This window comes from Amycolatopsis sp. lyj-23, from assembly GCF_046549135.1.
Classification (GTDB): Bacteria; Actinomycetota; Actinomycetes; order Mycobacteriales; family Pseudonocardiaceae; genus Amycolatopsis.
The window spans coordinates 602,366-629,103 of sequence record NZ_JAJPWN010000003.1; the positions used below are offsets into that span (position 1 = coordinate 602,366).

The 26,738-nt window shown below is 71.7% G+C and carries 25 protein-coding genes; 14 read left to right on the forward strand and 11 right to left on the reverse strand.

Features of this window, described 5'->3' with window-relative positions; translation table 11 throughout:
- Positions 1-13 precede the first annotated feature (13 nt).
- From ACLJPY_RS08930 to ACLJPY_RS08940, 3 genes are read right to left on the reverse strand one after another with little or no spacing between them, the layout of a single operon-like run.
- Positions 14-1,321 (reverse strand): amidohydrolase family protein, encoded by a 1,308-nt coding sequence (locus ACLJPY_RS08930; RefSeq protein ID WP_410587529.1) that lies wholly within the window; start codon positions 1,319-1,321, stop codon positions 14-16.
- Positions 1,322-1,344: 23 nt separating this feature from the next.
- A complete protein-coding gene (locus tag ACLJPY_RS08935; RefSeq protein ID WP_410587530.1) occupies positions 1,345-1,998 on the reverse strand; it encodes a response regulator in 654 nt (217 codons plus the stop codon).
- A complete protein-coding gene (locus ACLJPY_RS08940; RefSeq protein WP_410587531.1) occupies positions 1,995-3,782 on the reverse strand; it encodes a sensor histidine kinase in 1,788 nt (595 codons plus the stop codon). Before ACLJPY_RS08940 ends, ACLJPY_RS08935 begins: the two co-directional genes overlap by 4 nt.
- Positions 3,783-3,954: 172 nt before the next feature.
- On the opposite strand from ACLJPY_RS08940, the gene ACLJPY_RS08945 reads away from it, so the two are divergent.
- Positions 3,955-4,656 (forward strand): ABC transporter ATP-binding protein, encoded by a 702-nt coding sequence (locus ACLJPY_RS08945; protein ID WP_410587532.1) that lies wholly within the window; start codon positions 3,955-3,957, stop codon positions 4,654-4,656.
- Entirely contained in the window at positions 4,653-6,896 is a 2,244-nt protein-coding gene (locus ACLJPY_RS08950; RefSeq protein WP_410587533.1) for an FtsX-like permease family protein, read from the forward strand. Before ACLJPY_RS08945 ends, ACLJPY_RS08950 begins: the two co-directional genes overlap by 4 nt.
- A 99-nt stretch (positions 6,897-6,995) precedes the next feature.
- Here the strand turns inward: ACLJPY_RS08950 and trmB are convergent, their stop codons facing one another.
- The 6 genes from trmB to ACLJPY_RS08980 form a co-directional block, all read right to left on the reverse strand.
- Entirely contained in the window at positions 6,996-7,628 is a 633-nt protein-coding gene (gene trmB / locus ACLJPY_RS08955; RefSeq protein ID WP_410587630.1) for a tRNA (guanosine(46)-N7)-methyltransferase TrmB, read from the reverse strand.
- 74 nt (positions 7,629-7,702) lie between these two features.
- Positions 7,703-8,254, reverse strand: coding sequence for a hypothetical protein (locus ACLJPY_RS08960; RefSeq protein WP_410587631.1), 552 nt, complete (start codon positions 8,252-8,254; stop codon positions 7,703-7,705).
- A gap of 173 nt (positions 8,255-8,427) precedes the next feature.
- A complete protein-coding gene (locus tag ACLJPY_RS08965) occupies positions 8,428-9,183 on the reverse strand; it encodes a hypothetical protein (protein ID WP_410587534.1) in 756 nt (251 codons plus the stop codon).
- Positions 9,180-10,094: an ABC transporter ATP-binding protein gene (locus tag ACLJPY_RS08970; protein WP_410587535.1), complete on the reverse strand. Its 915-nt coding sequence runs from the start codon at positions 10,092-10,094 to the stop codon at positions 9,180-9,182. The genes ACLJPY_RS08965 and ACLJPY_RS08970 overlap by 4 nt, the downstream gene beginning before the upstream one ends.
- Positions 10,095-10,203: 109 nt before the next feature.
- Positions 10,204-10,953 (reverse strand): ABC transporter permease, encoded by a 750-nt coding sequence (locus ACLJPY_RS08975; RefSeq protein ID WP_410587536.1) that lies wholly within the window; start codon positions 10,951-10,953, stop codon positions 10,204-10,206.
- A gap of 17 nt (positions 10,954-10,970) precedes the next feature.
- The gene (locus ACLJPY_RS08980; RefSeq protein ID WP_410587537.1) at positions 10,971-11,909 is read right to left on the reverse strand and encodes an ABC transporter ATP-binding protein; all 939 of its coding nucleotides are present in this window, start codon (positions 11,907-11,909) and stop codon (positions 10,971-10,973) included.
- Between the two features lie 197 nt (positions 11,910-12,106).
- On the opposite strand from ACLJPY_RS08980, the gene ACLJPY_RS08985 reads away from it, so the two are divergent.
- On the forward strand, positions 12,107-12,694 hold the full coding sequence (locus tag ACLJPY_RS08985; RefSeq protein ID WP_410587538.1) for a TetR/AcrR family transcriptional regulator: 588 nt from the start codon (positions 12,107-12,109) through the stop codon (positions 12,692-12,694).
- Entirely contained in the window at positions 12,691-13,602 is a 912-nt protein-coding gene (locus ACLJPY_RS08990) for an SDR family NAD(P)-dependent oxidoreductase (RefSeq protein ID WP_410587539.1), read from the forward strand. The genes ACLJPY_RS08985 and ACLJPY_RS08990 overlap by 4 nt, the downstream gene beginning before the upstream one ends.
- On the opposite strand, the gene ACLJPY_RS08995 is transcribed toward ACLJPY_RS08990, so the two are convergent.
- Entirely contained in the window at positions 13,599-14,255 is a 657-nt protein-coding gene (locus tag ACLJPY_RS08995) for a response regulator (protein ID WP_410587540.1), read from the reverse strand. The genes ACLJPY_RS08990 and ACLJPY_RS08995 overlap by 4 nt on opposite strands.
- Positions 14,252-15,406, reverse strand: a complete 1,155-nt coding sequence (locus ACLJPY_RS09000) for a sensor histidine kinase (RefSeq protein WP_410587632.1) — start codon at positions 15,404-15,406, stop codon at positions 14,252-14,254. Before ACLJPY_RS09000 ends, ACLJPY_RS08995 begins: the two co-directional genes overlap by 4 nt.
- Positions 15,407-15,624: 218 nt before the next feature.
- On the opposite strand from ACLJPY_RS09000, the gene ACLJPY_RS09005 reads away from it, so the two are divergent.
- The 10 genes from ACLJPY_RS09005 to ACLJPY_RS09050 all read left to right on the forward strand — a co-directional run bounded on the left by ACLJPY_RS09005 (position 15,625) and on the right by ACLJPY_RS09050 (position 26,710).
- Entirely contained in the window at positions 15,625-17,139 is a 1,515-nt protein-coding gene (locus tag ACLJPY_RS09005; protein WP_410587633.1) for a dynamin family protein, read from the forward strand.
- Positions 17,140-17,198: 59 nt separating this feature from the next.
- Positions 17,199-17,846 (forward strand): hypothetical protein, encoded by a 648-nt coding sequence (locus ACLJPY_RS09010; protein ID WP_410587541.1) that lies wholly within the window; start codon positions 17,199-17,201, stop codon positions 17,844-17,846.
- A gap of 47 nt (positions 17,847-17,893) precedes the next feature.
- Entirely contained in the window at positions 17,894-18,280 is a 387-nt protein-coding gene (locus tag ACLJPY_RS09015) for a nucleotide exchange factor GrpE (RefSeq protein WP_410587542.1), read from the forward strand.
- Entirely contained in the window at positions 18,277-20,106 is a 1,830-nt protein-coding gene (locus tag ACLJPY_RS09020) for a dynamin family protein (RefSeq protein WP_410587543.1), read from the forward strand. Before ACLJPY_RS09015 ends, ACLJPY_RS09020 begins: the two co-directional genes overlap by 4 nt.
- A gap of 101 nt (positions 20,107-20,207) precedes the next feature.
- A complete protein-coding gene (locus ACLJPY_RS09025; RefSeq protein ID WP_410587544.1) occupies positions 20,208-20,903 on the forward strand; it encodes a hypothetical protein in 696 nt (231 codons plus the stop codon).
- A 294-nt stretch (positions 20,904-21,197) separates the two neighbouring features.
- Positions 21,198-23,018: a phosphoenolpyruvate carboxykinase (GTP) gene (locus ACLJPY_RS09030; RefSeq protein ID WP_410587545.1), complete on the forward strand. Its 1,821-nt coding sequence runs from the start codon at positions 21,198-21,200 to the stop codon at positions 23,016-23,018.
- Between the two features lie 83 nt (positions 23,019-23,101).
- Positions 23,102-23,944, forward strand: a complete 843-nt coding sequence (locus ACLJPY_RS09035) for a TIGR03621 family F420-dependent LLM class oxidoreductase (protein WP_410587546.1) — start codon at positions 23,102-23,104, stop codon at positions 23,942-23,944.
- Positions 23,945-23,958: 14 nt separating this feature from the next.
- Positions 23,959-24,834: an LLM class F420-dependent oxidoreductase gene (locus ACLJPY_RS09040; protein WP_410587547.1), complete on the forward strand. Its 876-nt coding sequence runs from the start codon at positions 23,959-23,961 to the stop codon at positions 24,832-24,834.
- Positions 24,831-25,436, forward strand: coding sequence for an ATP-binding cassette domain-containing protein (locus ACLJPY_RS09045; protein WP_410587548.1), 606 nt, complete (start codon positions 24,831-24,833; stop codon positions 25,434-25,436). The genes ACLJPY_RS09040 and ACLJPY_RS09045 overlap by 4 nt, the downstream gene beginning before the upstream one ends.
- On the forward strand, positions 25,430-26,710 hold the full coding sequence (locus ACLJPY_RS09050) for a hypothetical protein (RefSeq protein WP_410587549.1): 1,281 nt from the start codon (positions 25,430-25,432) through the stop codon (positions 26,708-26,710). Before ACLJPY_RS09045 ends, ACLJPY_RS09050 begins: the two co-directional genes overlap by 7 nt.
- Positions 26,711-26,738: the final 28 nt, after the last annotated feature.

The window sequence follows — 26,738 nt, forward strand, 5'->3', positions numbered from 1 at the left end:
CCGCAGCCGAACCTCAAGCCCGCAGCCGGGTCGCCGTCTCGGCCACGCCGGCCTGCACCTTCGCTCGGTCCACCTTCGTCGACTCGCCGTCCGCCACCACCTGCTCGCCGGCGACCCACACGTCCCGCACCCGCCGGGACCCGGCCGCCCACACCAGGTTCGACAGCAGCTGCACGTCCGGCACGTCCAGGCCGCACGCGAACGCCGGGTCGTCCAGGTCGATGTGCACCAGGTCGGCCCACCGGCCCGGCTCCAGCGCTCCGATGTCCGGCCGGCCGAGCGCGGCGGCGCCGCCCCGGGTGGCCAGCAGGAAGACGTCCGCTGCCTTGAGCACCGTCGAGTCGCCCGTGGCCAGGCGGGCGAACATCGCCGCCAGCTGGAGTTCCTCCCACAGGTCGATGTCGTCGTTGGACGCCGGGCCGTCGGTGCCCAGTCCGACGGCGACCCCCGCGGCGCGCAGGTCCGCGATCCGCGCGATGCCCGAGGCCAGCTTCGCGTTCGAGCCCGGGCAGTGCGCCATGCCGACGCCGTGGGCCGCGAACAGCGCGATGTCCGCATCCGACAGGTGGATCGCGTGCGCCGCCAGCACGCGGCCGTCCAGCATGCCCAGCTCGTGAAGCAGCGCGGGCACCGAACCGTGCGAAGCGCGCACCGCAGTGTCTTCCGCGGCCGCCTCGGCCACGTGGATCTGCACCAGTGCACCGCGCGCGGCCGCCGACTCCGCCGTGGCGCGCAGACCGGCGGCCGAGAGCATGTACGCCGAGTGCGGGCCGTAGCCCAGCTCGATGCGGTCGCCGTGGCCGAAGCGGAGGCCGTCCGTGTCGATCCAGCGCTCGATCGACGCCAGCTGGGCCCGCCAGTCCAGGCCCGGCAGCTCCATCACCGGCGGTGCGACCAGCACGCGGCCGCCCGTCGTGAGGACCGCGTCGACCAGCTGCTCGCCTTCGAAGTACATCTCGGCGCTGGTCGTGACGCCGTGGCGGAGCATCTCGACCGAGCCCAGCAGCATGCCGGTGCGGATGTCCTCCGGGCGCAGCTTCGCCTCGGCGGGCCAGATGATCTCGTTCAGCCACGGCAGCAGCGGCAGGTCGCCGCCCATGCCGCGCAGCAGCGTCATCGGGCTGTGCGCGTGCGTGTTGACCAGGCCGGGGAGCAGGATGCCGGTCAGGGTGGTGACCGGTGCGGCGGATTCGGGGGCGGTGGCCGCCGGTCCGCAGTGCGAAATGCGCCCATCGGCGTCGACGTCGACGACCGCGTCACGGAGAAGCGAACAGGACGGGTCGGCGGGGAGAACGACAGGGGCGTGGAAACGGCGTTGCATCTCTGGATACTACGCACCCGGAATCACGAAACGACTCCGCTCCGCCACGCCCACGCGGCGGTCTCCACCCGGTTCCGCGCGCCGATCTTGCTCTGCACCGACGCCAGGTGCGTCTTCACCGTCGACAGCGACATGAACAGCTCCGCGCCGATCTCGGTGTTCGTCAGCCCGCGGGCGGCCGCCTTGACGACGTCCAGCTCGCGGGCGGTCAGCGGCTCGGACGGCGGCGGGACCTTCGCCTTCGGTGCGCCCGAGCCGTCGAAGTGCTTGAGCAGCCGCACGGTGATCTGCGGCGACACCAGCGCGTCGCCGCGGTCGGCCGCGCGGACCGCCTCGATCAGCAGTGCCGGGCCGGCGTCCTTCAGCAGGAACCCGGACGCGCCGTTGCGCAGCGCCGTGTGGACGTACTCGTCGAGGTCGAACGTCGTGACGACGACCACCTTCAGCGGGTCGGTCACGTCCGGCCCGGCCAGCTGCCGGGTGACCTCCAGGCCGTCGAGGCCGGGCATGCGGATGTCGAGCAGGCAGACGTCCGGGCGCAGCTCGCGGGCCTTCGAGACCGCCGAGACGCCGTCCGCGACGTCGGCGACGACCTCGATGTCGTCCTGGGCGTCCAGGATCATGCGGAAGCCCATCCGCACCATCTCCTGGTCGTCGGCGATCAGTACCCGGATCACTCGTCCCCTTCTCCGGCGGCCAGCGGCAGCCAAGCTTCGACGCGCCAGCCGCCGTCCGGGCCGCGCCCGGCCGACAACCGGCCCTTGAGCAGCGCGACGCGTTCGCGCATGCCGACCAGACCGTAGCCGCCCGAGCCGCCGGCCGGCCGGTGCGCCGTGTCGCGTCCGTTGTCCGTCACCCGCAGGTGCAGCTCGCCGCCCGCCACCTCGGCGACGACGAAGGCCTCGGTCGCGCCGGAGGCGTGCTTGCCGACGTTCGTCAGCGACTCCTGGACCAGCCGCAGGGCCGAGCGGCCGACCTCGTGCGGCAGGTCCGGCGGCAGGTCGAGGTGCATCGACGTCGGCACGCCGTGGTTGGCCATTTCGACCAGTTTCCGCAGGTCGGCGCCGAGGTCGGTGGTGGCCTGCTCGCTGAACTCGCTCATCCCGGCCGGTGCGTCGCCGCGCATCGAGCGGACCAGCCGCCGCATCGCCGCGAGCGCCTCGACACCGGCGTTCTCGATCCGCGCCATCGCCTCGACCGCGATCTCCGGCTTCTGCTCCGCCATCATCCGCGCGGCCTGCGCCTGCACGACGATCCCGGTGACGTGGTGGGCGACGACGTCGTGCAGCTCGCGGGCCAGCGCCATCCGCTCGGCGGTCTGCGCGTCGGCCACCGCCGACTGGACGACCGTCGTGCGCTCGGAATCGCGCGACCGCAGCATCATGCCGATCGCGATCGAGACGCCCAGCAGCAGCGCCGCGGTGAACGCCAGGATCGAGAGGATCTGCGGATCGGTCGTCAAGCCGGTGGGCTTGTTCGAGTTGACGATCGCGCCGAGCGCCACGACGGCCGACAGGACGCCGATCCGCGACCACGACTGGCTCAGCCCGCGGGCCCGGGTCACGTTCACCACCACGCCCATCCCGGCGATGACCTGCACCGCCGGGATGCCACCGGGCATCGGGTAGTCGTAGCGCAGCTGCAGGAACGGCGTCACGGCCGCGGACACCAGCATGATCCCGGCGACGCCGAGGAGCGCGTCGGCCGGCCGCCGCGGGGAGAGCACCGCGATCACGCCGGCGACGATCGAGCAGAACAGGATCGGGAAGCCGCGGGCGTTGCTGGAGTACGTGTAGCCGAACTCGAACAGCAGCGCGAACCCGAGCAGCCCGACCAGCGGCCACTGCCCCATGGCGAGCTCGTTCACCCGCTGCAGCTTCCGCGTCCGCGGGTCGGCCCGCGGGCGGCGGTCCCGCAGCGTGATGGCCGGCAGCAGCGGGCCGACGAGCAGCACGAGCCCGAACAGCAGCGCCTGGGTGCCGGTGCCGCCGTCGATTTCGCCGACCCCCGCGTACCGGCCGAAGACGGCGATGAGCCCGGCGATGACCAGGAACCCGACCACGCAGAACGCCACGCCCGCCCGCGCCCGGCGGGCCACGTAGTAGACCATCAGCACCCCGGCCACGACCTCGGTGATCGTCACCTTCGGCAGCACGCTGGAGTACGGCGGGATGTGGAACGCGTGGATGAAGAGGGTGGAGAAGATCAGCACCCCGCCGCCCGCTACCCCGGCGACCGCCGCCCGCTTCTGGGCCCACACCGCGCAGGCGGTCATCGCGAAGATGCCGGGCAGCAGGCCGAAGTCGACGAAGCGCGGGCCGTGCTCGTCGAGCGCCGCCTGCGTCGTGAAGACGACGTCGAACAGCAGCGCGGCGAACAGGACGGCCGAGGGCACGCCGATGCGCCGCACCAGGGCACTGGTGCGGGTGTAGAGCGTTTTCGGCAGGGGCGCGGCAGGCACGATGTGACGTTACGTGATTCCCCCGCACCCGCACCTTGGCCGAGTGGCCCGCGCTCCCTCGGCCGATCGGCCGAGGCCGGCCGGCGTGTGACTGGCCGTCTGCCCGAAGTGGCCGGCCCCGATCTCGGCGAAGCTCGTCGGCAGCAAGATCCGAACCGAGAGGGAGAACCTCGTGGACCCGAACACTCCACACGCGACGAACGGCCCGGTGCTTTCCGGCCGCGGGCTGGTGAAGCGCTACGGCAGCCAGTTCGCCCTGGCCGGCATCGACATCGACATCCAGCCGCGGGACGCCGTCGCCATCGTCGGGCCGTCCGGCTCGGGCAAGACGTCGCTGCTGCACGTCCTGGCCGGCATCCTGCGGGCCGACGACGGGCAGATCTTCCTGGCCGGGCAGCGGATCGACCACCTCGGCGAGAAGAAGCGCAGCGAGCTGCGCCGCACCGAGTTCGGGTTCGTCTTCCAGTCGGGGATGCTGGTCGCGGAGCTGTCGGCCGAAGAAAACGTGGCGCTGCCGTCGCTGCTGGCCGGGCTCGGGCGCAAGGAGGCCATCGACGCCGGCCGCGTCTGGCTCTCGCGCCTCGGCTTGGCCGGCAAGGAAAAGCGCCGTCCCGGTGAGCTCTCCGGCGGCGAGGCCCAGCGCGTCGCGATCGCGCGGGCGCTGACCCACCGGCCGAAGGTGATCTTCGCCGACGAGCCGACCGGCGCGCTCGACACGCGCACCGGCCGCGAGACGATGGACGCGCTCCTCGGCGCGGCCCACGAAACCGGCGCCGCGGTGATCGTGGTGACCCACGACCGCGAGCTGGCCGAGTCGATGCCGAAGACCGTCGCCATCCGCGACGGCCTGATCGCGACGAGGCTGGCGGCGTGAACTCCCTCCAGATCGCCCTGCGGGTGCTGCGGGTGGACCGGCGGACCCGGACGTCGGCGATCCTCACCGCGATCGGGGTGGCCGTCGCGACCGGGCTGGTGCTGCTGCTGGCGACGCTGCCGTTCGCCACCCAGAACCGCGAACAGCGCGCCATCTGGCAGGGCGAACACCACGTCGGCTACCAGCTCGACGGCCCGCAGAAGCTGCTGTTCAACTCCGCCACGGACTATTTCGACGGGCAGCAGATCGTCCGCGTCGACATCGCGCCGGTCGCCGGTGCGGGGTCGGTCGCCCTGCCGCCGGGCGTGCCGCAACTGCCGGGGCCGGGCGAGACCGTCGTGTCCCCCGCGCTCGGCCGGCTCCTGCAGGCCAACCCGGCCGCGCGGCTCGGGGACCGGTTCGGCAAGCCCGTCGGTGCCCTCGGCGAGGGTGCCCTCCGCTTCCCGGAACAGCTCGTCGCGCTCGTCGGGCACACGCCGGACGCGATGCCGGAGAACGCCTACCCGCTGACGGCTTTCCCCATCGGCAAGGCGAGCCCGGACCCGCTGCTCATGCTGCTGTCCTGGGTCGGGATCATCGTGCTGCTGGTGCCGAGCCTGGTGCTGGTCGCGTCGTCGGCGCGGCTGACCGCGGCCCGGCGGGAACGGCGGCTCGCCGCGATCCGGCTGGCCGGCGCGACCCCCGGGCAGGTCACGAACATGGTGGCCGCCGAGACGACGTTGTCGGCGGGCATCGGGGCGCTGCTCGGCCTGCTGATCAGCCCGGCGCTGCACGGCCTCGCGTCGTTCGTGCCGTGGGCGGGCGGCACCTGGCTCGCGTCCGACTTCGCGCTGCCGGTGGGCTTGACGGTGGCCGTCGTCGTGGCCATCCCGGTGCTCGTGGTGCTGGCCGGTGTCCTCGGCCTGCGCCGCGTCCTCAAGAACCCGCTGTTCGCCACCGGCGGCCACACGAAGAAGCCGCTGCACTGGTGGCGGCTGCTGGCCCTGCCCGCGGCCGGGGCGTTCTTCCTGGTCGCGGTCACGACGGCGAAGGAGTACGGCGGCATCGGGTTCGTCATGGCCGGCCTGTTCTTCCTGGTCGGCTCGGCCGCGATCGTCGGGCCGTGGGTGACGTCGGCGGTCGGCGGCACGTTCGTCCGGGTCTGGCGGCGGCCGTCCGCGCTGCTCGCCGGCCGCCGCCTGCGTGACGACCCGAAAGGCGCCTACCGCTCGTCCGCCGGGATCGTGCTCGCGGTGTTCGCCGGGTCGATGGCGTTGACGCTGCTGCCGACGTTCGAATCGATGGCAGGCGGCGGCCGGTCGTTCCAGGATTCGGTCCTCTACGTCGACACCGACAGCCGGCACGCGGGCGCCATCGTCGACCAGGCCAACGCCTCGCTGCAGAAGTACGGCCAGAGCGAGAAGGCGGTCGCGGTCGGCGAGGTCTACCTCGTCAAGGGCACGGGCAACAACCGCTACGGCCACCGCGCGCTGGTGATGACCTGCGCCGACGCCGTCAAGCTGACCCGGTTCGGCCTCACGCCGGAGAACTGCTCGGGCGGCCCGGCCGTCTTCGGCGATTCGGCGCTCGACCTGGCGCAGTACCGGCTCGCGGACAACTGGGAAGGCCCGGCGGTGGCCGTCAAATCGGGGACGCGGGCGGAAGTCTTCCACCCCGCCGACGCGGACCTGTCGACCACGTCGATCGTCGACCCGGCCGCGCTGCCGGACGGCTTCACGCCGAAGTACGTCACGGTCGTCGCGCCGACCACCGACGCGAACCGGGAGGTCGTCCGGACGGCGCTCGCCGCGCCGGCCGCGGGCGTGGAGATCGGCAGCCGCGACCAGTACCTGTTCAACCAGCAGACCGAGCTCGGCGATCTGCGCCGGGTGACGGTGATCGGGCTGCTCGCGGCCGGGGTACTGGCCGGCTGCAGTGCCGCCGTCGCGACCGCGGGCTCGGTGATGGACCGCCGCCGCACGTTCGGGGCGCTGATGGCCGCGGGCACCCCGGTGCGGGTGCTGGCGAGGGCGTTGCGGATGGAGGCCGCGCTGCCCGCGCTGGTCGCCACCATCGGCGCGGGAATCGTCGGGGTACTGGTCGGCGTTGGGCTCTACAGCATGGTCGACGAGCGCGGCATCGTGCTCAGCCCGTGGCTGCTGGCGCCGGTGGTGCTCGGGGTCGGGGTGGCCCTGCTCGGCGCGTCGGTCTGCACGCCCGCCCTCAAGCGGGTCCAGGCGGAGCCGCTGGCCGAGGAATAGGCGTTCGCCCTCCTGTCGGGGGAGGGGCGGACACCGGGGGTGGTGAGCTGAAGGGGACTTTCTCCGCAGGGGATCCGGAGAGAGTCCCCTTCAGCGATTTCAGCGCTTCTCGAAGATCAGGTCGTGCGAGACGCGGCCCTCGACCTCGGCGCGCTGCTCGAACTTGGTCACCGGCCGCCACTCCGGCCGCGGTGCCCAGCCTTCGTACCGGTTCTTCAACGCCGGCTCCGCGGAGCAGACCTCGAGCATCTGCTCGGCGTAGTGCTCCCAGTCGGTCGCCATGTGGAAGGTGCCGCCGGGCGCGAGCCGCGACGCGACGAGCGCGGCGAAGGACGGCGACACGATCCGCCGCTTGTGGTGCTTCTTCTTCGGCCACGGGTCCGGGAAGAACAGCCGGACGCCGTGCAGCGAGTCCGGCTCGACGTGCTCGGTCAGCAGCACGACGGCGTCACCGTGCAGCAGCCGGAGGTTCTCCACACCCAGGTTTTCGGCGCGCAGCATCAGCTGGCCGAGGCCCGGGTCGTAGACCTCGACGGCGACGTAGTTCAGCTCCGGTGCCGCGGCGGCCAGCTGCGAGGTCGTCTCGCCCATGCCCGAGCCGATCTCCAGCATCACCGGCGCTTCGCGGCCGAACCACCCGGCGAAGTCGAGCGGCCCGTCCGGCAGCTCGCTCACCGTGCGGCCCAGCCGCGGCCAGTGGTCGTCCCACGCCCGTTGCTGCCCGACGGTCATCCGGCCACCGCGCTTGACGTAACTGACCACGCTGCGCAGCCGACGTCCGTCTTCCTTTTCCACAACGGGAGAGGTTAACGAACGGCTTCGAACACCCCGAGACGAGATCGCAGCCCGGCCAGTCCGGCGACCGGGATCGGGTCCGGCGTGCGGCCCGTGTGCGCGGGCAGGACGTCGATCCAGCCGGTGTGCCGGTCGGTGTTCATCACCGTCGTGGGAATCGCGTGCCCCGATTTCCCGCGTTCGGACGGCATGAACTCCCAGTAGCCGGATTCGCCGTCCGCGGCCCACGGGACGAATTCCCAGCCCGGGCGCGGGCCGAGCAACTGCGCGATCCGGTCCTCGACGCGGAAACCCTGTTCCCGCGAATCGAGCTTGCCGTCGGCGACCGCGCGCAGCCACCACGGCGCGGGGATGGGCCCCGCCATCCCGGAGGAGGCGCGGAACAGGGCCAGGACGCTGTCTTCGGGCGCGCGGTGCACCCACGCCCGGCGGAGCTCGGCGGGTGTCGCCGCCGTCATGGCGGCCTGCGGGAGTTCGATCGCCCGCGACCATTCGAGGTCCAGCATGGGTTCGAGCCGGGTAGCGTCGCCTTCGACGCGGGCTCGGGGAATCGTGCCGCCCAATTCTTGCCCGGTGTCCACCGTCAAGATTCACCTCCAGGGGAGCTCAGACGGTTCCGGTGCTCACTTCGAATATTGCCTGGTCGTAGCAGTATGTCCGGCCGCTGTGAGAGAAGCCACAGCTGTTTCACCTTTTGTTAACAAGGATTTGTGCGGTAATGAGACCGCGGTCACGCTCAGGCGTCGCGCCGTGCCGTCACGAGTACGCCGGCCACGAACAGGGCCACGGCGATCGCGGCGAAGTAACCGAGGTACCCCCACGGGCCGAGCGGCGCGGAGGGCAGCTGCAGCGGCCCCGTGGCGAAGCCCGCCGCTCCGACGAACTCGTCGGCGGCGTGGAACGGCATCCACTGGTAGACGTGCTTGCCGATGCCGGGGACGAAGACGAGGACACCTTCCAGCACCTGCGTCCACACGAGGACGACCGTCAGCCCGAAGGCGACGCTGCGCAGCAGGAGCGCGACACCGACGCCGGCGACCGCGGTGAACAGGAAGACCACGCTCTGGCCCAGCACCGACCGCCAGGCGGCGGCCGAATGCAGCGCGAGGTCGGCGTCCGGCTGCACCAGCGACGCCAGTCCCCAGGAGCCGAAGCCGACGACCAGCCCGAGCACCGCGCCGAGCACGCCGACGACCGCGACCTTCGCCACCAGCGCGGGCACCCGGCTCGGCACCGCCTGGAACGTCAGCCGCATGGTGCCCCAGTTGAACTCCGACGCGGTCGCGAGCACCGCGAGGACGAGCAGCACCGTGCGGCCGTTGCCGCTGGCCAGCTGGGTGTTGCCGACGGTCGGCGGGATCTCCGGGCCGGCCAGCGCGAAGAACAGCGCGGTGAAGCCGAGCGGCGCGACGAGCGCGATGGCCAGGCACCACCAGGGCGCCCGGGTGCTGAACAGCTTGATGCGCTCGGCGCGCAGGAGGTTGGTGATCATCGGGAGGCCTCCGGGGACGACACCGCGAACTCGACGGCGTCACGGGTGAGGTCGAGGTACGCCTGCTCCAGCGAGCCGGTGACCGGGCTCAGCTCGTGCAGCGTCGCGCCGGCGTCGAAGGCGAGCTGCCCGATCCGGTCACTGTCCAACCCGGACACCACGAAGGCGCCGTCGGCTTCGGTGAACTGGGCCTGCCCGGTCAGCGCCGTCCGCAGCCGGTCGGCGTGCGGGGTGCGGACGCGCACGCCGTGTTCACTCGTCCGAGCGATGAACTCGTCCATGGTGCCCTGGTAGATCAGCCGACCGCGGCCGATCACCACGAGGTCCTGCGCGGTCTGCGCCATCTCGGGCAGCAGGTGGCTGGACACGAACACGGTCCGGCCTTCGGCGGCCAGCGCGTGCAGCAGCTGCCGGATCCAGGCCATGCCCTCGGGGTCGAGGCCGTTGACCGGCTCGTCGAACAACAGCACGCGCGGGTCGCCGAGCATGGCGGCGGCGATCCCGAGCCGCTGCTGCATGCCGAGGGAGTACTGCAGGACGCGCGTCTTGCCGACGCTGGTCAGCCCGACCAGCCCGAGCACCTCTTCGACGCGCTTGTCCGGGATGCCGTTGGTCGCGGCCAGCCAGCGCAGGTGGTCACGCCCGCTGCGGCCGGGGTGGCGCCAGGTGGCGTCCAGCATCGCGCCGACCGTCCTCAGTGGATCTTTCAGCTCCCGGTACGGGACGCCGTCGACGAGCACCCGGCCCGCGTCCGGGGTGTCGAGGCCGAGGATCAGCCGCATCGTCGTGGACTTGCCGGCCCCGTTCGGGCCGAGGAAACCGGTGACGCGCCCCGAACGGGCGGTGAAGGTCAGCGCGTCCACCGCGGTGGTGGTGCCGTACCGCTTGGTCAGTGCCGTCGCTTCGATCATGGGCTCCCCCGTCCGTCACCGGCGAGCCTACTGCGGAACACCGGATCCGGGTCGCCCCCCCGACAGCGCGACCCGGATCCGGTGTTCTCCCCTTTTCCCCTGTTACCCCCTAGGCGTCCCGCTTCTTCGCGACCCCGAGCGCGACGAGCAGGAACACGAGCGCGATGCCGGCGAAGTACGCCAGCGCCCAGCCCGGGCTGAGCGGCGAATCCGACGGCGGCGGGCCGTCGCCCCCGGCGGCGCCGCGCAGGAACTTGTTCGCCACGTTGAACGGCAGCCACTCGTGGATGTGGTGCCCGACCTTCGGGATGAGCTGCACCAGCTCTTCGACGGCCAAGTAGTAGATGAGCAGCAGGGCGATCGCGCCGGCGCTGTGCCGGACGAGGATCCCGAGCGCGACGGCGAGCACGGCGGCGACCGCGAACACCGGCCCGAGCCCGGCGACGTTCAGCCAGTCCTGCGTGGTGTGCAGGCCGATGCCGTCGTTCGGCCGCATCAGCATGCTGAGGCCGAGGGCGCCGAACGCGGCGATCTCCCCGATCACCAGTGCGACGAGCGCGACGACGATCGTCTTGGCGACCAGCGCCGGCGAGCGGTGCGGCACCGCCTGGAAGGTCGTCCGGATGGTGTTGAAGCGGTATTCGGTGGTCACCGCGAGCGCGGCGAGCACCATGACGACGGCGATGCCGAACTGGGAGCCGCCGAACTGGGTGGCGCCCACGGTGACCGGTTCGTCGGCGGGCGACGCGCCGGAGAAGATGGCGGCGAAGCCGATGGCCAGTGCCAGGGTGATGAGCGCGCACCACCACGGCGAGCGGGTCGAGAACAGCTTGATGCGTTCCACGGCGAGCAGGTTCATGGTCTTGGTTTCCCCGGTTACTTGGCGGACTCGAGCACGTGCTGCGCCTCGGCGTCGAGGCCGGTGTGGTACTCGACGGAGTCGCCGGTGATCTGCATGAAGGCCTGCTCGAGCGAGCCGGTCTGCGGGCTCAGCTCGTGCAGCACGATCCGGTTGGCGGCGGCGAGTTCGCCGATCTTGTCGCTGTCCATCCCGGACACCACGAGCGCCTTCTCGTCGCCGGTGACCCCGGCGCTGGCGCGCTGCAGGGCGTCGCGGAGCTCGGCCAGCTGCGGCGAGCGCACCTTGACCGTGTTCTCGGCGGCCCGGGAGACGAATTCCTCGGTCGACGACTGCGAAATCAGCTGCCCCCGGCCGATCACCACGAGGTTGCTCGCGGTCAGCGCCATCTCCGAAAGCAGGTGGCTCGACACGAAGACCGTGCGGCCTTCCTCGGCCAGCCGGTGCATGAACTTCCGGATCCACAGGATGCCCTCGGGGTCGAGGCCGTTCACCGGTTCGTCGAAGAGCAGCACCTCGGGGTCGCCGAGCAGGGCGGCGGCGATGCCGAGCCGCTGCGACATGCCGAGCGAGAACCCGCCGGCGCGCTTGCCCGCGACGCTGGTCAGGCCGACCGTCTCGAGGACCTCGTCGACGCGGCCGGCCGGGATGCGGTTCGACTTGGCCATCCACAGCAGGTGGGCCCGCGCCGAGCGGTTCGGGTGCACCCACTTCGCGTCGAGCAGCGCCCCGACGGTGCGCAGTGGCTCCTTCAGGTCGTGGTACTTCTTGCCCCCGATGGTGACCTGACCGCCGGTCGGGTTGTCCAGGCCCAGGATCATCCGCATGGTGGTGGACTTGCCCGCGCCGTTCGGGCCGAGGAAGCCGGTGACCTGGCCCGCGGCCACGGAGAACGACAGGTTGTTCACCGCCAGCGTCTTTCCGTACCGTTTGGTGAGGCCGGTTGCCTCGATCATGACTGCTCCTCTTCCGCCCCTCGCTTACGACGCGTTCATCGTCGCGGGTCGGAGGCGGTTCGCGCGTCACCCTGGAGGCCGAACCGGTCCCCCTACCTGAGTAGTACCTTGCTGGCTCTTCGGCCGATGCGCGATCCGTGATGACCCTGAGTCGACCCTGATTCGACCGAATTAATGAACTGTGGTTCAATAATGCGGTGGCCCGGCCGAGGAGCATCACCGACGAACGGCTGCTGAGTGCGGCCGAGACGGTGATCGGCCGCTGCGGCCCCGGGTTCACGCTCGCGCAGGTGGCGGCCGAAGCCGGTGTCTCGGTCGGCACGGTCGCGCAGCGGTTCGGCTCCAAGAGCGGCCTGCTGCAGGCGATGAGCCGGCGGGCCACGCACCGGGCGGTCGAGCAGATGCGAGCGTGCGCCGAGCGGGCGGACGACCCGGTCGACGGCCTGCGCGCCGCGGCGGTGTCGGTCTACGCGGTGCTCGGCGACGCCGAAGAAGCGGCCAACCACCTGGGCCAGCTCGGCGTGGACATCGGCGACCCGGTGCTGCGGTCGCTGCTGGGCGAGCACTTCACGGCGGTGGAAGAAGAGCTGCGGCGGCTCGTGCGGGCGGCGGCTTCGTCGCTGCCGCACGCACCGAGCGCGCCGCGGGCGGCCCGCGCGGTGCTCGGCGTGATCAACGGGGTGTCGATCGACTGGTCGATCCGGCCGCACGGGCGGCTGGCCGACCGGCTGGCGGAGGACGTCGACGCGGTGCTGTCCGCGTGGCGGGGACGGGAGGATCCATGAGTTTGCAGGGCAAGGTCGCCGTGGTCACGGGGGCGACGCGCGGGTGCGGGCGCGCGATCGCGGTGGAGCTGGGCCGCGCGGGCGCGACGGTGTACGTCACCGGCCGCACCACGCGCGAAACGGTGTCACCGATGCAGCGCCCGGAGACGATCGAGGAGACGGGCGAACTGGTCGAGGCGGCGGGCGGCAAGGCCGTCGCCGTCCGCTGCGACTTCACGTCGGTGTCCGACGTGGACGCGCTGCGGGCGCGCATCGAGTCCGAAGTGGACGGAATCGACATCCTGGTCGACGACGTCTGGGGCGGTGACATGTACTTCCACTTCGACGCGCCGTTCTGGGAGACACCCCTCGAAGACGCGCTCAACCTGACGCACAACGCCCTCGACACGCACCTGATCGCGTTGCACCGGCTGCTGCCGCTGGTGGTCGCCCGCCGCGGCCTGGTGCTGGAGGTGACCGACGGCGACAACGACGACTACGTCGGCGCGGGCCTCCCCTACTACCTGGCGAAGTGCGGCATCCGCGCCCTCGGCCGCGCTCTCGGCGTCGAGCTGCAGAAGAACGACTGCGTCGGCCTCGCGGTGACGCCGGGCTTCCTGCGCTCGGAGTCGATGCTCGACCACTTCGAGGTCACCGAAGCCAACTGGCGCGACGCGGTCGGCAAGCTGGCCCCGGTCGACTTCAAGATCTCCGAGACGCCGTACCTGCTGGCCCGCGGGGTGGCGGCCCTGGCGCAGGACCCCGAGGTGGCCCGCTTCGCCGGCCGGACGCTGGCGTCCTGGACGCTGATGAAGGAGTACGGCTACACGGACATCGACGGCGACCGCCCGGACTTCGGCCGCTGGCTCACCGAAGTCCGCAACGCGGGCAAGGACCCGGCGACGACCCCGCCGGACGCCTACCGCTAAGCGAGGCCGGGGCGGGCGAGACCGGTTTCGTAGGCCAGCACCACCGCCTGCACCCGGTCCCGCAGCTCCAGCTTCGCCAGGATCCGCCCGACGTGCGTCTTCACCGTCGCCTCGGACAGGAACAGCGTCTCGGCGATCTCCAGGTTCGACATGCCCTTGGCGATCAGCACGAGCACCTCGCGCTCGCGGTCGGTGAGCACGTCCAGCTCGGCGGTGTCGCGCATCGGCGAGCCGCCGGTGCCGACGAACCGGTCCAGGAGGCGGCGCGTCACCGACGGCGACACCACCGCGTCGCCCGAAGCCACCGCGCGCAACGCCGACACGAGGTGGTCGGGCTGGGTGTCCTTCAGCAGGAACCCGCTCGCCCCGCCCTGCAGGGCCGCGTAGACGTACTCGTCGAGGTCGAACGTCGTCATCACCAGCACCCGCGCGGTGCCCGCGGCGACGATCCGCTTCGTCGCCTCGACGCCGTCCAGCACCGGCATGCGGACGTCCATCAGCACGACGTCCGGCCGCAGTTGCGACGCCAGCTCGATGGCCTGCGCGCCGTCGCCCGCCTCGCCGACGACGTCGATGTCGGCCTGCGCGCCCAGCACCATGCGGAACCCGACGCGCATCAGTTCCTGGTCGTCGACGACCACCACCCGGATCACTTGTCCAACCTAACCGGCAGGGCCGCGCGGACCTGCCACCCACCGCCCGGAGCCGGGCCGACGTCCAGCGTTCCGCCGTACACGTGCGCGCGCTCGCGCATGCCGATCAGGCCGTTGCCGCCCGGCAGCCGCGGTTCGCGCCCGGCCGGGACCAGCTGCGGGACGCGGCCGGCGCCGTCGTCCGACACCAGCACCTCCACGAGGTCGCCGGTGCGGTGCACCCGCACCGACGCGGTCGCGCCGCGCCCGGCGTGCTTGAGCGTGTTGGTCAGCGACTCCTGCACGATCCGGTAGATGCCCAGCGAGACGCCGGCGGGCAGGTCGCCGAGCTCGCCGAGCTCCAGGTCCACCGGCACCCCGGCGGTGCGCATCCGGTCGGCCAGCTCCGCGACGGCGTGCGCGTCCGGCTGCGGCACCCGTGGCTCGCCGTCGGCGTCGTCGCTGCGCAGCACGTCCAGCAGGCGCCGCAGCTCGCCGAGCGCGCCGCGGCCGGTCTCGGAAATCGTTTGCAGGGCCCGCTGAGCGAGCTCGGGGTTGCTCTGGATCGCGTACGACGCGCCGTCGGCCTGCACGACCATGACGCTCACCGCGTGCGCGACGACGTCGTGCAGCTCGCGCGCGATCCGCCCGCGCTCCTCGGCCACCGCGATCCGGGTGGCCTGGTCCCGTTCGGTCTCGAGCAGGTGCAACCTGGCCTCCACTTCCACGTCGTAGGCGCGCCGGGCTCCGACGAACTCGCCGAGGGTCCAGCACAGGGCGATCCCGAACGCCAGGAACAGCGCCGAGACGACGAGTTCGTCCGCCGGGCCCAGCGCCAGCTGCACGGCCGACCCGGCGACGACGGCGCCGACGTACACCAGCCCCTGCCGCCGCCCCGCGTAGACGACGACCGAATAGATGCTCATCGCCAGTGCGGCGACGCTGGACACGCCGAGCTGCAGCGTCCCGTGCACGACACCGATCACCAGCACGACGTACGCCGACCACAGCGGCGACTTCCGCCGGAACACCAGCGGCGCCACCATGGCGACGTTCACCGGCGCGGCGATGTACCACGGCGGCATTTCGGCGATTTCGGCGAAGCCGTCGGCCACGAACAGCAGCATGTCGACCAGGCCGAGCAGGACGGCGAGCACCGTGTCGCCCGCCATGGGGTGGGCACGCATCCAGAGGCTCAGCCGTCGCACCACCCAACACTAGGTCGCCCGGCCGGGAGCGCGCGTCGGTCGGCGGTACCACCTTCGGTGCGACCTGGGGATGAGGCGCATGGCACGATTCAGGGGTTGTCCGCACGGGTTGTCCGCATGTCGGGGGAGGGCTGGGGGCCGTGACGTCACCGGAGCAGGGCCGGCTCGCGGGCCCGCTGTCGATGTCGGTGGCCAACCTGTGCCACCGGCTGCAGCCGCAGGTCTCCGCGCGCACCGCCGCCGGGTTCGCCGAGGTGCTGCGCCGGCTCGGGGCGCCGCTGCAGGTGGCCGTCGCCGGCCGGATCAAGTCGGGCAAGTCGACGCTGGTCAACGCGCTGATCGGGCGCCGGGTCGCGCCGACCGACATCGGCGAGTGCACCCGGCTGGTGACCCGGTTCCAGTACGGCACGGTGGACCGCGTCGAGATCGTCTTCACCGACGGCCGCAAGCAGGTGCTCCCGTTCGCCGCCGACGGCATGATCCCCGCCGAGCTGGGCGTCGACATCGAGCGGGTGTCGCACATCGAGGCGTACCTGACCAACGCCGTCCTGCAGGGCATGACGGTGATCGACACCCCCGGTCTCGGCTCGCTCGACGCCGCTTCGGTGTCCCGCACCGAGCAGCTGCTGGGCGCGGCGAAGCACCGCAAGGACGAGGACGACGAGGGCTCGGACGAGCTGGACGACACCTCGCGCAACGCCGTGGCCGGCGCCGAGGCTGTGCTCTACGTCGTCACCCAGGGCGTCCGCGCGGACGACCAGCAGGCCCTCGCCGCCTTCACCGCGGCCACGGCCAGCCGCGAGGCAGGCCCGGTCAACGCGATCGCCGTCCTGAACAAGGCCGACACGATCGCACCCGAGTCGGTCGAGGGTTCCGGCGGCGACGTCTGGAAGGCCGCGACGCTGCTGGCCGAGAAGCAGGCGTCGACGCTGAAACCGCGGGTCGCCGACGTGCTGCCGGTGATCGGCCTGATCGCCGAGTCCGCCGAGTCCGGCGGGTTCACGTCCGCCGACGCCGAGGCCCTGCGGCAGCTCGCCGTCCTCGACGACGACGTCCTGCAGACCATGCTGATCTCGGCCGACATCTTCACCAGCTGGGAGTGCGACGTCCCGTCGGGCACCCGGCTGCGGCTGCTGGAGAAGCTCGACCTCTTCGGCGTCTCGCACGCCGTCGAGGCCATCCGCAAGGAACCGGAGATCACGGCGGGCGCGCTGCGGCGGGCGCTGCTCGACGCGTCCGGCCTGGAAGCGGTCCGGCAGCGGCTGGCGGTGGTGTTCGCCGCGCGCGCCGACGGCATCAAGGCGGCCGCGGCGCTGGCCTCGGTGACCGCGCTCGCGCACGCCTCGGCCGACCCGGCGGAACGCCAGCGCGTCCACGACGCCATCGAGGTGCTGCTCGCCAAGCCCGAGGCCCACCAGCTGCGGCTGCTCGAAGCGCTGACGCTGGTCGCCTCCGGCGCGGTCGACATGCCGGAGGACCTGTCGGAAGAGGTGCTGCGGGTCGGCAGCAACGCCGACATCGGCGCCCAGCTCGGCAAGCCCGGCGCCCCGCGGCCGGAACTGACCGCGCACGCGCTCGAGCGCGCGGGCTGGTGGCGTTCCTTCGCCTCCTTCGGGGCGACACCGGCGCAGAGCCGCGTCGCGCACGTCGTCCACCGCGCGTACTTCTTGATCTGGCAACAGCTCCGGGAAGCGTGAGTTTGTTTCTCCTTGCCGACTTCGGCTGGCCGGGCCGCTTCCCCGCGTACTGTGAAAACGTGCGACTGGAAAACACGACTTCGTGGCGCGCGGGCTGGAGCAGCGAGAACGAGATCGACGCCGCGCTGTACATCCGCGACGCCCTCGCGCTGTCCGTGTCCGAAGGACAGGTGCTGCCGCCGGTGGAGCCGCAGGTCCCGGTGCACGTCCCGGCCGGGATCGACCGCGCGGCCGTCCAGGCGCAGTGGGCCGACTGGTGGGTCGACCTGCTGGCCTTCCTGCGCAACCGCGAGGACCCGGACCCCCGCAGCTCGCGCTCCCGCTACGGCAGGCCCGCGCTCGCGCCGGGGTCGGCGATCCGGCAGGCGCTCGAGTTCTTCGGCCCGGCCGCGGCCCGCCACTTCGCGAACGCGCGCGGCCCCGCCCTGCGCGGCGCGGGCGAGCCGTCGGGCGGCACCCCCTGGGCCCCCGGCTTCTACCGCCGCCAGATCGTCGCCGGCGAGCGGCTCGGCCAGCTGGTCCGCGAGGCCGAAGTCCGCCTGGGCCGCCGCGCGTACCCCTTCCGGCTGAACGTCATCGAGATCTCCGTGGCCGGCTCGATCTGGCTGCGCACGGCCGAAGACCAGCTGCTCGTCTCCTCCCGCCTCGCCGAAAACGGCCCGAGCCTCGAAGCGGTTCTGCGCACAGTGATCGACGACCTGGCCTGAAGCCGTAAACCGAGCGCGCGGGCGGCCGCGTCCGCCAGACTGTGGCCATGGCGTGGTTTCGCAAGGAGGGAACCGACCGCGGCTCTCCCGCGTCGGACACCGATGTGCACCCCTTGCAGCAGGTCACGGAGCTAGAGCAGGCTCTCGCGGATCGCCAGGCACTGATCCAGATGTGCCTGTACGCCCTGGACCGCGCCCGCAGCGGCGGCGTGGTCGAACGCCTGGAAGAGGGCCTCGCCGCGATCGGCGTCCACGCCCTGCGGCCCGACGGCGAGCGGTTCGACCCGGCCCGGCACGAAGCCGGCGGTGCGGTCCCGACCGAAGACCCGGCGCTCGACGGCATCGTCGCGGAAACCGAGGTCACCGGCTTCGCCGACCACGACCGGCTGCTGCGGGCCCCGATCGTCACCGTCTACGCGAAGAAGACCCCGTGACCGCACCGACCCTGCCCGCGCAGGTGGCCGCGACCCGGGACCAGCTGCTGACCGTCGTCCGCGACGCCGATCCCGGCGTCGCCAGGTGGGTCGAGGACATCCGGAAGACGCGGCCGAAGAAACCGGCCGTCGTGGTCGTCGGCGAGACCAATCGCGGGAAGAGTTCGCTGGTCAACGCCCTGCTGGCGATGCCGGGACTGTCCCCTGTGGACGCCGACGTGGCCACCGCGACCTACCTGGTGTTCGACCACGCCCCGACGTGGGGCGCGCAGGCCTGCTACCCCGGCCAGCTCGCGCCGGTGCCGATCGACCTCGGTCAGCTGATCCACTGGGTGTCCGCCGCGCACGAGCTGCCGCCGGGCCAGCTCCCGCCGCGGTACGTCGAGGTCACCGGGCCGGTGCCGCTGCTCGAACGGCTTTCGCTGGTCGACACGCCGGGGGTCGGCGGGCTCGACTCGCTGCACGGCGAGCTCGCCAAGGAGGCCGCGGCGGGCGCCACCGCGCTGCTGTTCGTCGTCGACGCCTCGGCGCCGTTCACCGCCACCGAGCTGCAGTTCCTGCGTGACGTCGGCGAGCGCGTCGAGACCGTCGTCTTCGCGCTGACCAAGGTGGACATGTTCCGCGGCTGGCGCGAGGTCATGGAGGCCGACAAGCGGCTGCTGCGCGAGCACGCGCCGCGCTTCGCCGACGCCGTCTTCCACCCCGTGTCGGCGCGGATGTTCGAGACCGCGGCGAAGGCGCCCAACGAGCAGCTGGCCGCGATGCTGCGGGAGAAGTCCGGCGTCGCGGCGATCCAGACGGCACTGCAGGAGCTGCTCGTCGGCCGCTCGGCGATGCTCGGCGAGGCGAACACGCTGCGCGCGCTCTCGACCGCGCTGGGCGAGCTCAAGGCGAAGCTGCAGGCGGAGAGCCGCGCGTTGTCCGCGGGCGAGGCCGAGGCCGAGCAGCTGCGTGAACGCCGTGACCAGCTGCAGGCCGAACGCCGGACGTCCACCCGCGGCTGGCAGCTGAAGCTGCGCGGCGAGGTGCAGCGCACCCGCGTGGAAATCGGGCACGAGAGCGCCCGGCAGATGCGGGACGCCCAGACCCACTTCCGCCAGCTGATCGACGCCGCCAAGCGCGACGAGCTGGCCGCGTTGCCGCAGCAGGTCGACATCGCGCTGCAGACGACGTCGCAGCGGATCTCGATGCTGCTCTCGCAGCGGCTGAACCAGGTCACCAACGTTTCGCTGTCGGAGCTGTTCTCACCTGCGGAACTCGACGTCATCCGCGCGCAGTTCGCCCGGGCCGGCGGCCCGCCGGTGGTGCTGCGGCCGCCGGACAAGAAGCCGCCGACGGCCGAGGACAAGCTGCTCGTCTTCATGGGCATCTCCGGCGGCGTCGGCGCCGGGAAGGTGGCCGCGCTGCCGCTGGCCGGCGTCGCGATCCTGAACCCGGTCGTGCTGCCCGCGACGATCATCATCGGCCTCGGCGCGGGCTGGTGGATGGCTCGCACCCGCAAGCACGCGGCCGACAAGCAGCACATGAAGCAGTGGCTGGTCGAGGCGATCGCGGACGCCCGCTCGACGCTCGACCAGCTCGTCGCCGAGCAGCTCATCGAGGCCGAGCAGCAGCTGTCGATGGCGCTGGACGAAGCGCTGGGCCGGCGCATCGACGCGATCGAGGCCGAGCTGAAGGAAGTCGACAAGACGATCAAGATGGGTGCGCAGGAACGCGCCAAGAAGATCGCCGTCGTGTCGAAGCGGCTCAAAGAGGTCAGCGACGGCCGGGAGCGCGCCGAAGCCTTCCTGACTCGGATCCGGGCACTGCGGGACAAAACCGCCTGATCACCCGTCCGGTTGTGGTGCGGAACCGAACGGGCCTACGGTGAGTCATACCGTCACAGAGCAGGTCGGAGCGTGTTACCCGGTTCGAAGGGGGAAGTCCCATGTGGGTCGACGAGAGCGGCGGCAGCGACACCGACGCGAGCAGCCCGGACGCGATGACCGTCCACGTCGACGGCCAGGAGTACCAGGCCGAGGTCAACTACGACGTGAACGAAGACGGGGTGAACGACACCGCGATCATCGAGCACGACGACGGCTCGGCCCAGGCCTTCATCGACACGAACCACGACGGCGAGGCCGACCACTACGCCGTGCTGGACGAGCACGGGAAGGTCGTCGAGCAGGCGGTCTACGACGAGGCCAGCGGCCAGTGGGTCCAGGACGGCTCCGGCGGTCACGACGACCACTCCGACACCGGCGGCCGCGACGACAGCTCCGGCGGCCACATCCACGCGGACCTGCCCGACGGCGAGGTGGACGCGGGGGTCGCGACCATCGACACCGACCACGACGGCCACAACGACACCGCCATCGTGGAGACGAAGAGCGGCGGCACCATCGCCTTCACGGACAAGGACGGCGACGGCGAAGCGGACATCGCGGTGCAGACCGGGGCCGACGGCACGACCACGACGTTCGAGCACACCGGACACGGCCAGTGGACCGAGGTCTCCAGTGGACTCGTGAACGAAGGCGACCCGGCCGCCGACGCCGCTTGGGGCGAGGCCGGCACGCAGGTGCTGGAGGGTGTCGCCCGCATCGACTCCGGCACGGGGCAGTGGATCTCGCCGAACTAGCGGTGACCCAAGTCATAGTTTGAAAGCCCGGGGCTTCCGCCTCGGGCTTTCTTCATGTCGTCAATGAAAAGAAACCCGTCTTCTGAATCGATTCCCTTATCGGTCCTGTGAGAGAACGTACACGTCAGCTCTCTGTTACCTGCCGGTCATGCGGTTACTCTCGAAGAATCCCAAATCACGCACACCGGTTCGCCAGCCGGTGTGCGAAGCCATTCGGTCGCCGGCAATGACGCCCGCACCGGGACAACGTCGTTCCGGTGCGGGCGCATTTGTCGTCGGAAGTCAGGAGTAGAGATGACCGCAGTCGCCATCCCCGGACTGGACACCGCGCCGACGACGCACAGTGGCGTGCTGTCCTTCGTCCGGGAGGTCGCCGAACTGACCACCCCGGACCGCGTGGTGTGGGTCGACGGGTCTGACGAAGAAGCCGCCCGGATCAACCAGGAACTGGTCGAAGCGGGCACGTTCGTGCAGCTCAAGTCCAAGCCGAACTCCTTCTGGGCCACTTCCGACCCGAACGACGTCGCCCGCGTCGAAGACCGCACCTTCATCTGCTCGGAGCGTCCCGAGGACGCCGGCCCCACCAACAACTGGATGGACCCGGCCGAGATGAAGGCCACCATGACCGAGCTGTTCCGCGGCTCGATGCGTGGCCGCACGATGTACGTCATCCCCTTCTGCATGGGTCCGCTCGGCGACGACAATCCCAAGCTGGGTATCGAAATCACGGATTTCGCCTACGTCGTCGCTTCGATGCGCGTGATGACCCGCGCCGGCAAGGCCGCCCTCGAGAAGTTCATCGGGCCGGACGGCAGCGAGCGCGAATTCGTGCCCGCGCTGCACTCGGTCGGCAAGCCGCTCGAGCCGGGCGAGAAGGACGTTTCCTGGCCCTGCAACGAAACGAAGTACATTTCGCACTTCCCTGAGGAGCGCGCGATCTGGAGCTACGGCTCGGGGTATGGCGGCAACTCCCTGCTCGGCAAGAAGTGCTACTCGCTGCGCATCGCCTCGGTGATGGCGCGCGACGAGGGCTGGCTCGCCGAGCACATGCTGATCCTCAAGCTGATCTCGCCGGAGGACAAGGTCCACTACGTCGCGGCCGCGTTCCCGAGCGCCTGCGGCAAGACCAACCTCGCCATGCTGCAGCCGACCATCCCCGGCTGGCGCGCCGAGACCCTGGGCGACGACATCGCCTGGATGCGCTTCGGCGAGGACGGCCGCCTGTACGCGGTGAACCCCGAGTTCGGCTTCTTCGGCGTCGCCCCGGGCACCGACTGGCACACCAACCCGAACGCCATGCGCACGATCGAGAAGGGCAACACGGTCTTCACGAACGTCGCCCTGACCGACGACGGCGACGTCTGGTGGGAGGGCATGGAGAACCGGCCCGAGCACGCGACCTCGTGGAAGAACCAGGACTGGACGCCGGACTCGGACGAGAAGGCGGCCCACCCGAACTCGCGCTACTGCGCGCCGATGTCGCAGTGCCCGATCCTCGCGCCGGAGTGGGACGACCCGAAGGGCGTGCCGATCTCGGCGATCCTGTTCGGCGGCCGCCGCAAGACGACGGTTCCGCTGGTGAACGAAGCCCGCGACTGGCAGCACGGCGTCTTCATGGGTGCCACGATGTCGTCGGAAACCACCGCTGCCGCGGCCGGCGCGGTCGGCAACGTCCGTCGCGACCCGATGGCGATGCTGCCGTTCCTCGGCTACCACGCCGGTGACTACTTCAAGCACTGGCTGAGCCTCGGCAAGAACGCCGACGCGAACAAGCTGCCGAAGATCTTCTACGTCAACTGGTTCCGCCGCGGCGACGACGGCCGGTTCCTGTGGCCGGGCTTCGGCGAGAACTCGCGGATCCTCAAGTGGGTCGTCGAGCGCGTCGAGGGCAAGGGCAACGCCGTCGAGACGCCGGTCGGGTTCGTGCCGCGCGCCGAGGACCTCGACACCGAGGGCCTCACCGAGCCGCTCGAGGACATCCAGGCCGCCCTGGACGTCAAGCCCGAGGAGTGGCGCGAAGAGCTGCCGCTGATCGAGGAGTGGTTCGAGAAGATCGGCCAGGTCCCGACGTCGCTGCGTGACGAGCTCGACGCGCTGGCCCAGCGCCTCGCGTAGTTCCCCCCAGACAGAAGGGGACGCCTTCCGGCCGCATCCGGGAGGCGTCCCCTTCTTCCGTTTTCCCGGGTAGCTTCGCGGCCATGAGACCGTTCCGCTTCGGCGTCGCGATGTACGTGCCCGGCTCTCGCGCCGAGTGGGTGGCGAAGTGCCGCCGGGCCGAGGAGCTCGGCTACGACGTCGTCGGCGTGGTCGACCACCTCGGCCGGGTCGCGCCGGTGCCCGCGCTGCTCCTCGCCGCCGAGGCCACCGAACGGATCCGGCTGAACACCTACGTCCTCAACGCGAGCTTCCACAACCCGGTGCTCCTGGCCCGGGACGTCACCGCGCTCGACGAATTCACCGGCGGCCGGGTGGAGATCGGGATCGGCGCCGGGTACGTCCGCGCGGAGTTCGAGGCCGCCGGCGTGGACTGGGGCACGCCCGGGCGCCGGTTCGGCCGGGTCGTCGACGTCGTCACCGAGATCGAGCGCGCGTTCACCGACCGGCCGCGGCCGCCGCTGCTGCTCGGTGGCCGCGGCGACCGGATGCTGACCTTCGCCGCTCAGCACGCCGACACCATCGCCCTGACCGGCACCGCGCCCGGCGCGGCCGAGGGACGGCTGGCCCTGGCGAGTTCCGCCGCGCTGGCCGAACGCGCCGCGTTCGTGCGGCGGGTGCTCGACGGCCGGGACACCGAGCTGAACCTGATGGTCCACTTCGTCCGGATCGCCGACGACCGCCGGGCGGCGCTGGAGGAGGCCCACCAGCTCGTGCCGCACCTCGACGTCGACGAGCTCGGCGCGCTGGCCACGGTCCTCGCCGGCTCCGCGGAAGCCGCGGCCGAGCAGCTGCAGCGCACCCGCGAGATCCTCGGCACCAGCTACTTCACGGTGCTCGAAGACGACCTGACCGCCCTCGCCCCGGTGATCGAAAAGCTCCGCTGAGTACCTTGGTGGTCATGACTGGGGATTTCCGCTTCGGCGTCAACATGATCGTGCCGGACAGCCGCGCCGCCTGGGTCGAGAAGTGCCGCAAGGCCGAGGACCTGGGCTTCGACGTCCTGTGCGCGGCCGACCACCTGGGCATGGCGCCGCCGTTCCCGGCGCTCGTGCTGGCCGGCGAGGTCACCTCGCACGTCAAGCTGACCACCTTCGTGCTCAACACCCCCTTCTACAACCCGGTGCTGCTCGCCCGTGACGTCACCGGCACCGACCAGTTCACCGACGGACGGCTGGAGCTCGGCCTCGGCGCCGGGTACGTCAAGGCGGAGTTCGAAGCGGCCCGGATGCCGTTCCCGTCCGCCCGCGAGCGCGTCGACCACCTGGAACGGACGATCATCGAGCTCGAGCGGTTGTACGCCGACCCGGAGCACAAGCCCGCGCCCACGCGCCCCGAAGGACCGCCGCTGCTGCTCGCCGGCCGCGGCGACCGGATACTCACGCTGGCCGCCGAGCACGCCGACATCATCGGCTTCACCGGCACGACGAAGACGCCGGACGGCGCCGCGCTGGCCCCGGCGAGCGCCGAGGAGATCGAGGAACGCGTGAAGTTCGTCCGCGAGAAGCTGGGCGACCGCGAAGCCGAGTTCAACCTGCTCTGCCACTTCGTGAACATCACCGACGACCGCGCGGGCGCGCTCGAGGAGCTCGCCAAGCTGACCCAGGGCCTGCTGGGCGTCGACCAGCTCGCCGAGGTCCCGACCGCGCTGGTCGGCTCGCCCGCCGCCGTCGCCGAGCAGCTCCACGCGCACCGCGAGCGGTTCGGCCTGACCTACTACACCGTCCTGGAGCACAACATGGACCAGTTCGCCCCGGTGCTCGAAGCCCTCCGATGATCGACGCGAAGGCGCTCGGCGTCCGGGCCGGCGAGCTGTGGCTGTTCGACGACCTCGACTTCTCCGTCGACCCCGGGGAGTGCGCGGCGATCGTCGGGCCCAACGGTGCCGGCAAGTCGACCCTGATGCGCTGCTTCTACGGCATGCAGAAGCCGCAGCGGGGCCGCGTGCTGGTCGACGGCAAGGTGCCGGACGAGCGGGACGTCGAGTTCCGGCGCAAGGTGTCGGTGCTGTTCGACGATTCCGACTTCTTCGCGGAGCTGACGCCGGTGCAGCACCTCGAGCTGCTGTCCGGGTCGTTCGGCGCCGATCTGGGCGATCACGAGGAGTTGCTGCGCGACGCCGGGCTCGGCGAACGGATGCGCATCACGGCCGGGCACTTCTCCGCGGGCCAGCGCCGTCGCCTGCTGCTGCTCGGCGTCACCGCGCGGCCGCACCGGGTCCTCCTGCTGGACGAGCCGGAACGCGCGCTGGACACGGCGGGCAAGGAGTGGCTGGTCGAGGTGATCGCCCGGTCGACGGCGGCCGGCGCGGCGGTCGTGGTGGCCACCCACCACCCGCCGTTGCTGGAGGCCGCGGACAGCGTGCTCGAACTGTGGTGACACTGGCACCGCGGCGGATGCGGATCCCGGGACGCAAGCGGTTCGGCGGGATCTTCAGCGGCGACACCGCCACCTTCGTCTTCCTGTTCGGCTTCGGGTTCCTGTTCACCGCGTTCTTCCACGTCGACGGCTGGCGGCCCGCGCTCTACGGCTCGTCCGTCGTGGACTTCCCGGCGGTGCTCGGGCTGCTGACGCTCTGCTGCGCGGTCGGCTGGCGCGGCCTGCTGCGACGCGGGTTCGCGTGGGTCGAACCGGCGGAGCTGACCTGGCTCGACTTCGCCCCGGTGGACCGCGGCCGCGTCGTCACGCTCCGGCTGCTGGGCGGCTGGACCGGCGTGGTCGCGGTGACCGGTTACCTGGCCGCGCTGCTGCTCGCCGTCGGCGGCGCCGGGCTGGACCAGTGGCGGGCGGCCGTCGCGATCGTCGCGGCGACCGGGGTGGCGGCCTTCGCGACGGCGAGGCGGACGTCGCTGCGGCTCGACGCGCTCGGTCCGCTGGTGCTCGCGGTACTGGGCCTGGGTATCGCCGCACTCGGCCTCGGCCCGGCGACCGTCCAGTTCGTCGCGGCCGGGGTGCTGGTCGCGGCCTTGCCGCTGGCCTTCGGCGGCGAACCGGTGTCACGCGCGGGCCGGTCCGCGCTGCTGGCCGGGTGGGACGGGCGGGTGCTGCGCTCGGTCGCCGTCACCTTCCTCGACCCGATGATGCTGCTCCCGCCGTCCGCGCCGATCGGCGGGCTTTCCCTGCGCCGGCCGACGCCGTTGCGGCTGGCCTGGGCGGGCACGCTCGGCCGGTCGCGGTACGCGGGCGCCGCGCTGCTGGTCGGCCTCGCGGTCGTCGTCGCGCACATCGCGGTGCCGACGGTGCCGGGCGCGGTGCTCGTCGGCATCGGCGCGTACGTCGCGCTGACGCCGTTCGGCGCCGGGCTGGGCGAGCTCTGGCGCAACCCGGGACGCCGGCGGTGGCTCGGCTCGGCGGACCGCGAGCTCGTGCTGACCCACGGCCTGGTGCTCGCCGGAGCGGGATTGCTCTGGGCGGCGGTGCTCCTGGTGGTCACCCTCGCGGGTGGGACGTCGTTCCCCGCGAGCGCGTGGCTCGCCGTGCCGCTGTCGGTCCTCTCGATCCTGCGCACGGTCACCCGGACCGCCGTTGACTACGCGAATCCCGGTTTCGTCGACACCCCGATGGGCCCGATGCCCGGCAACCTCGCCCGCCAGCTCTTCCGCGGTCTCGACCTCCAGGTCGTCGGCATGGTGGTGCTCGCCGCCGCCGTTTGACCTACCCTCGTTGCGACGAAGGGAGCAG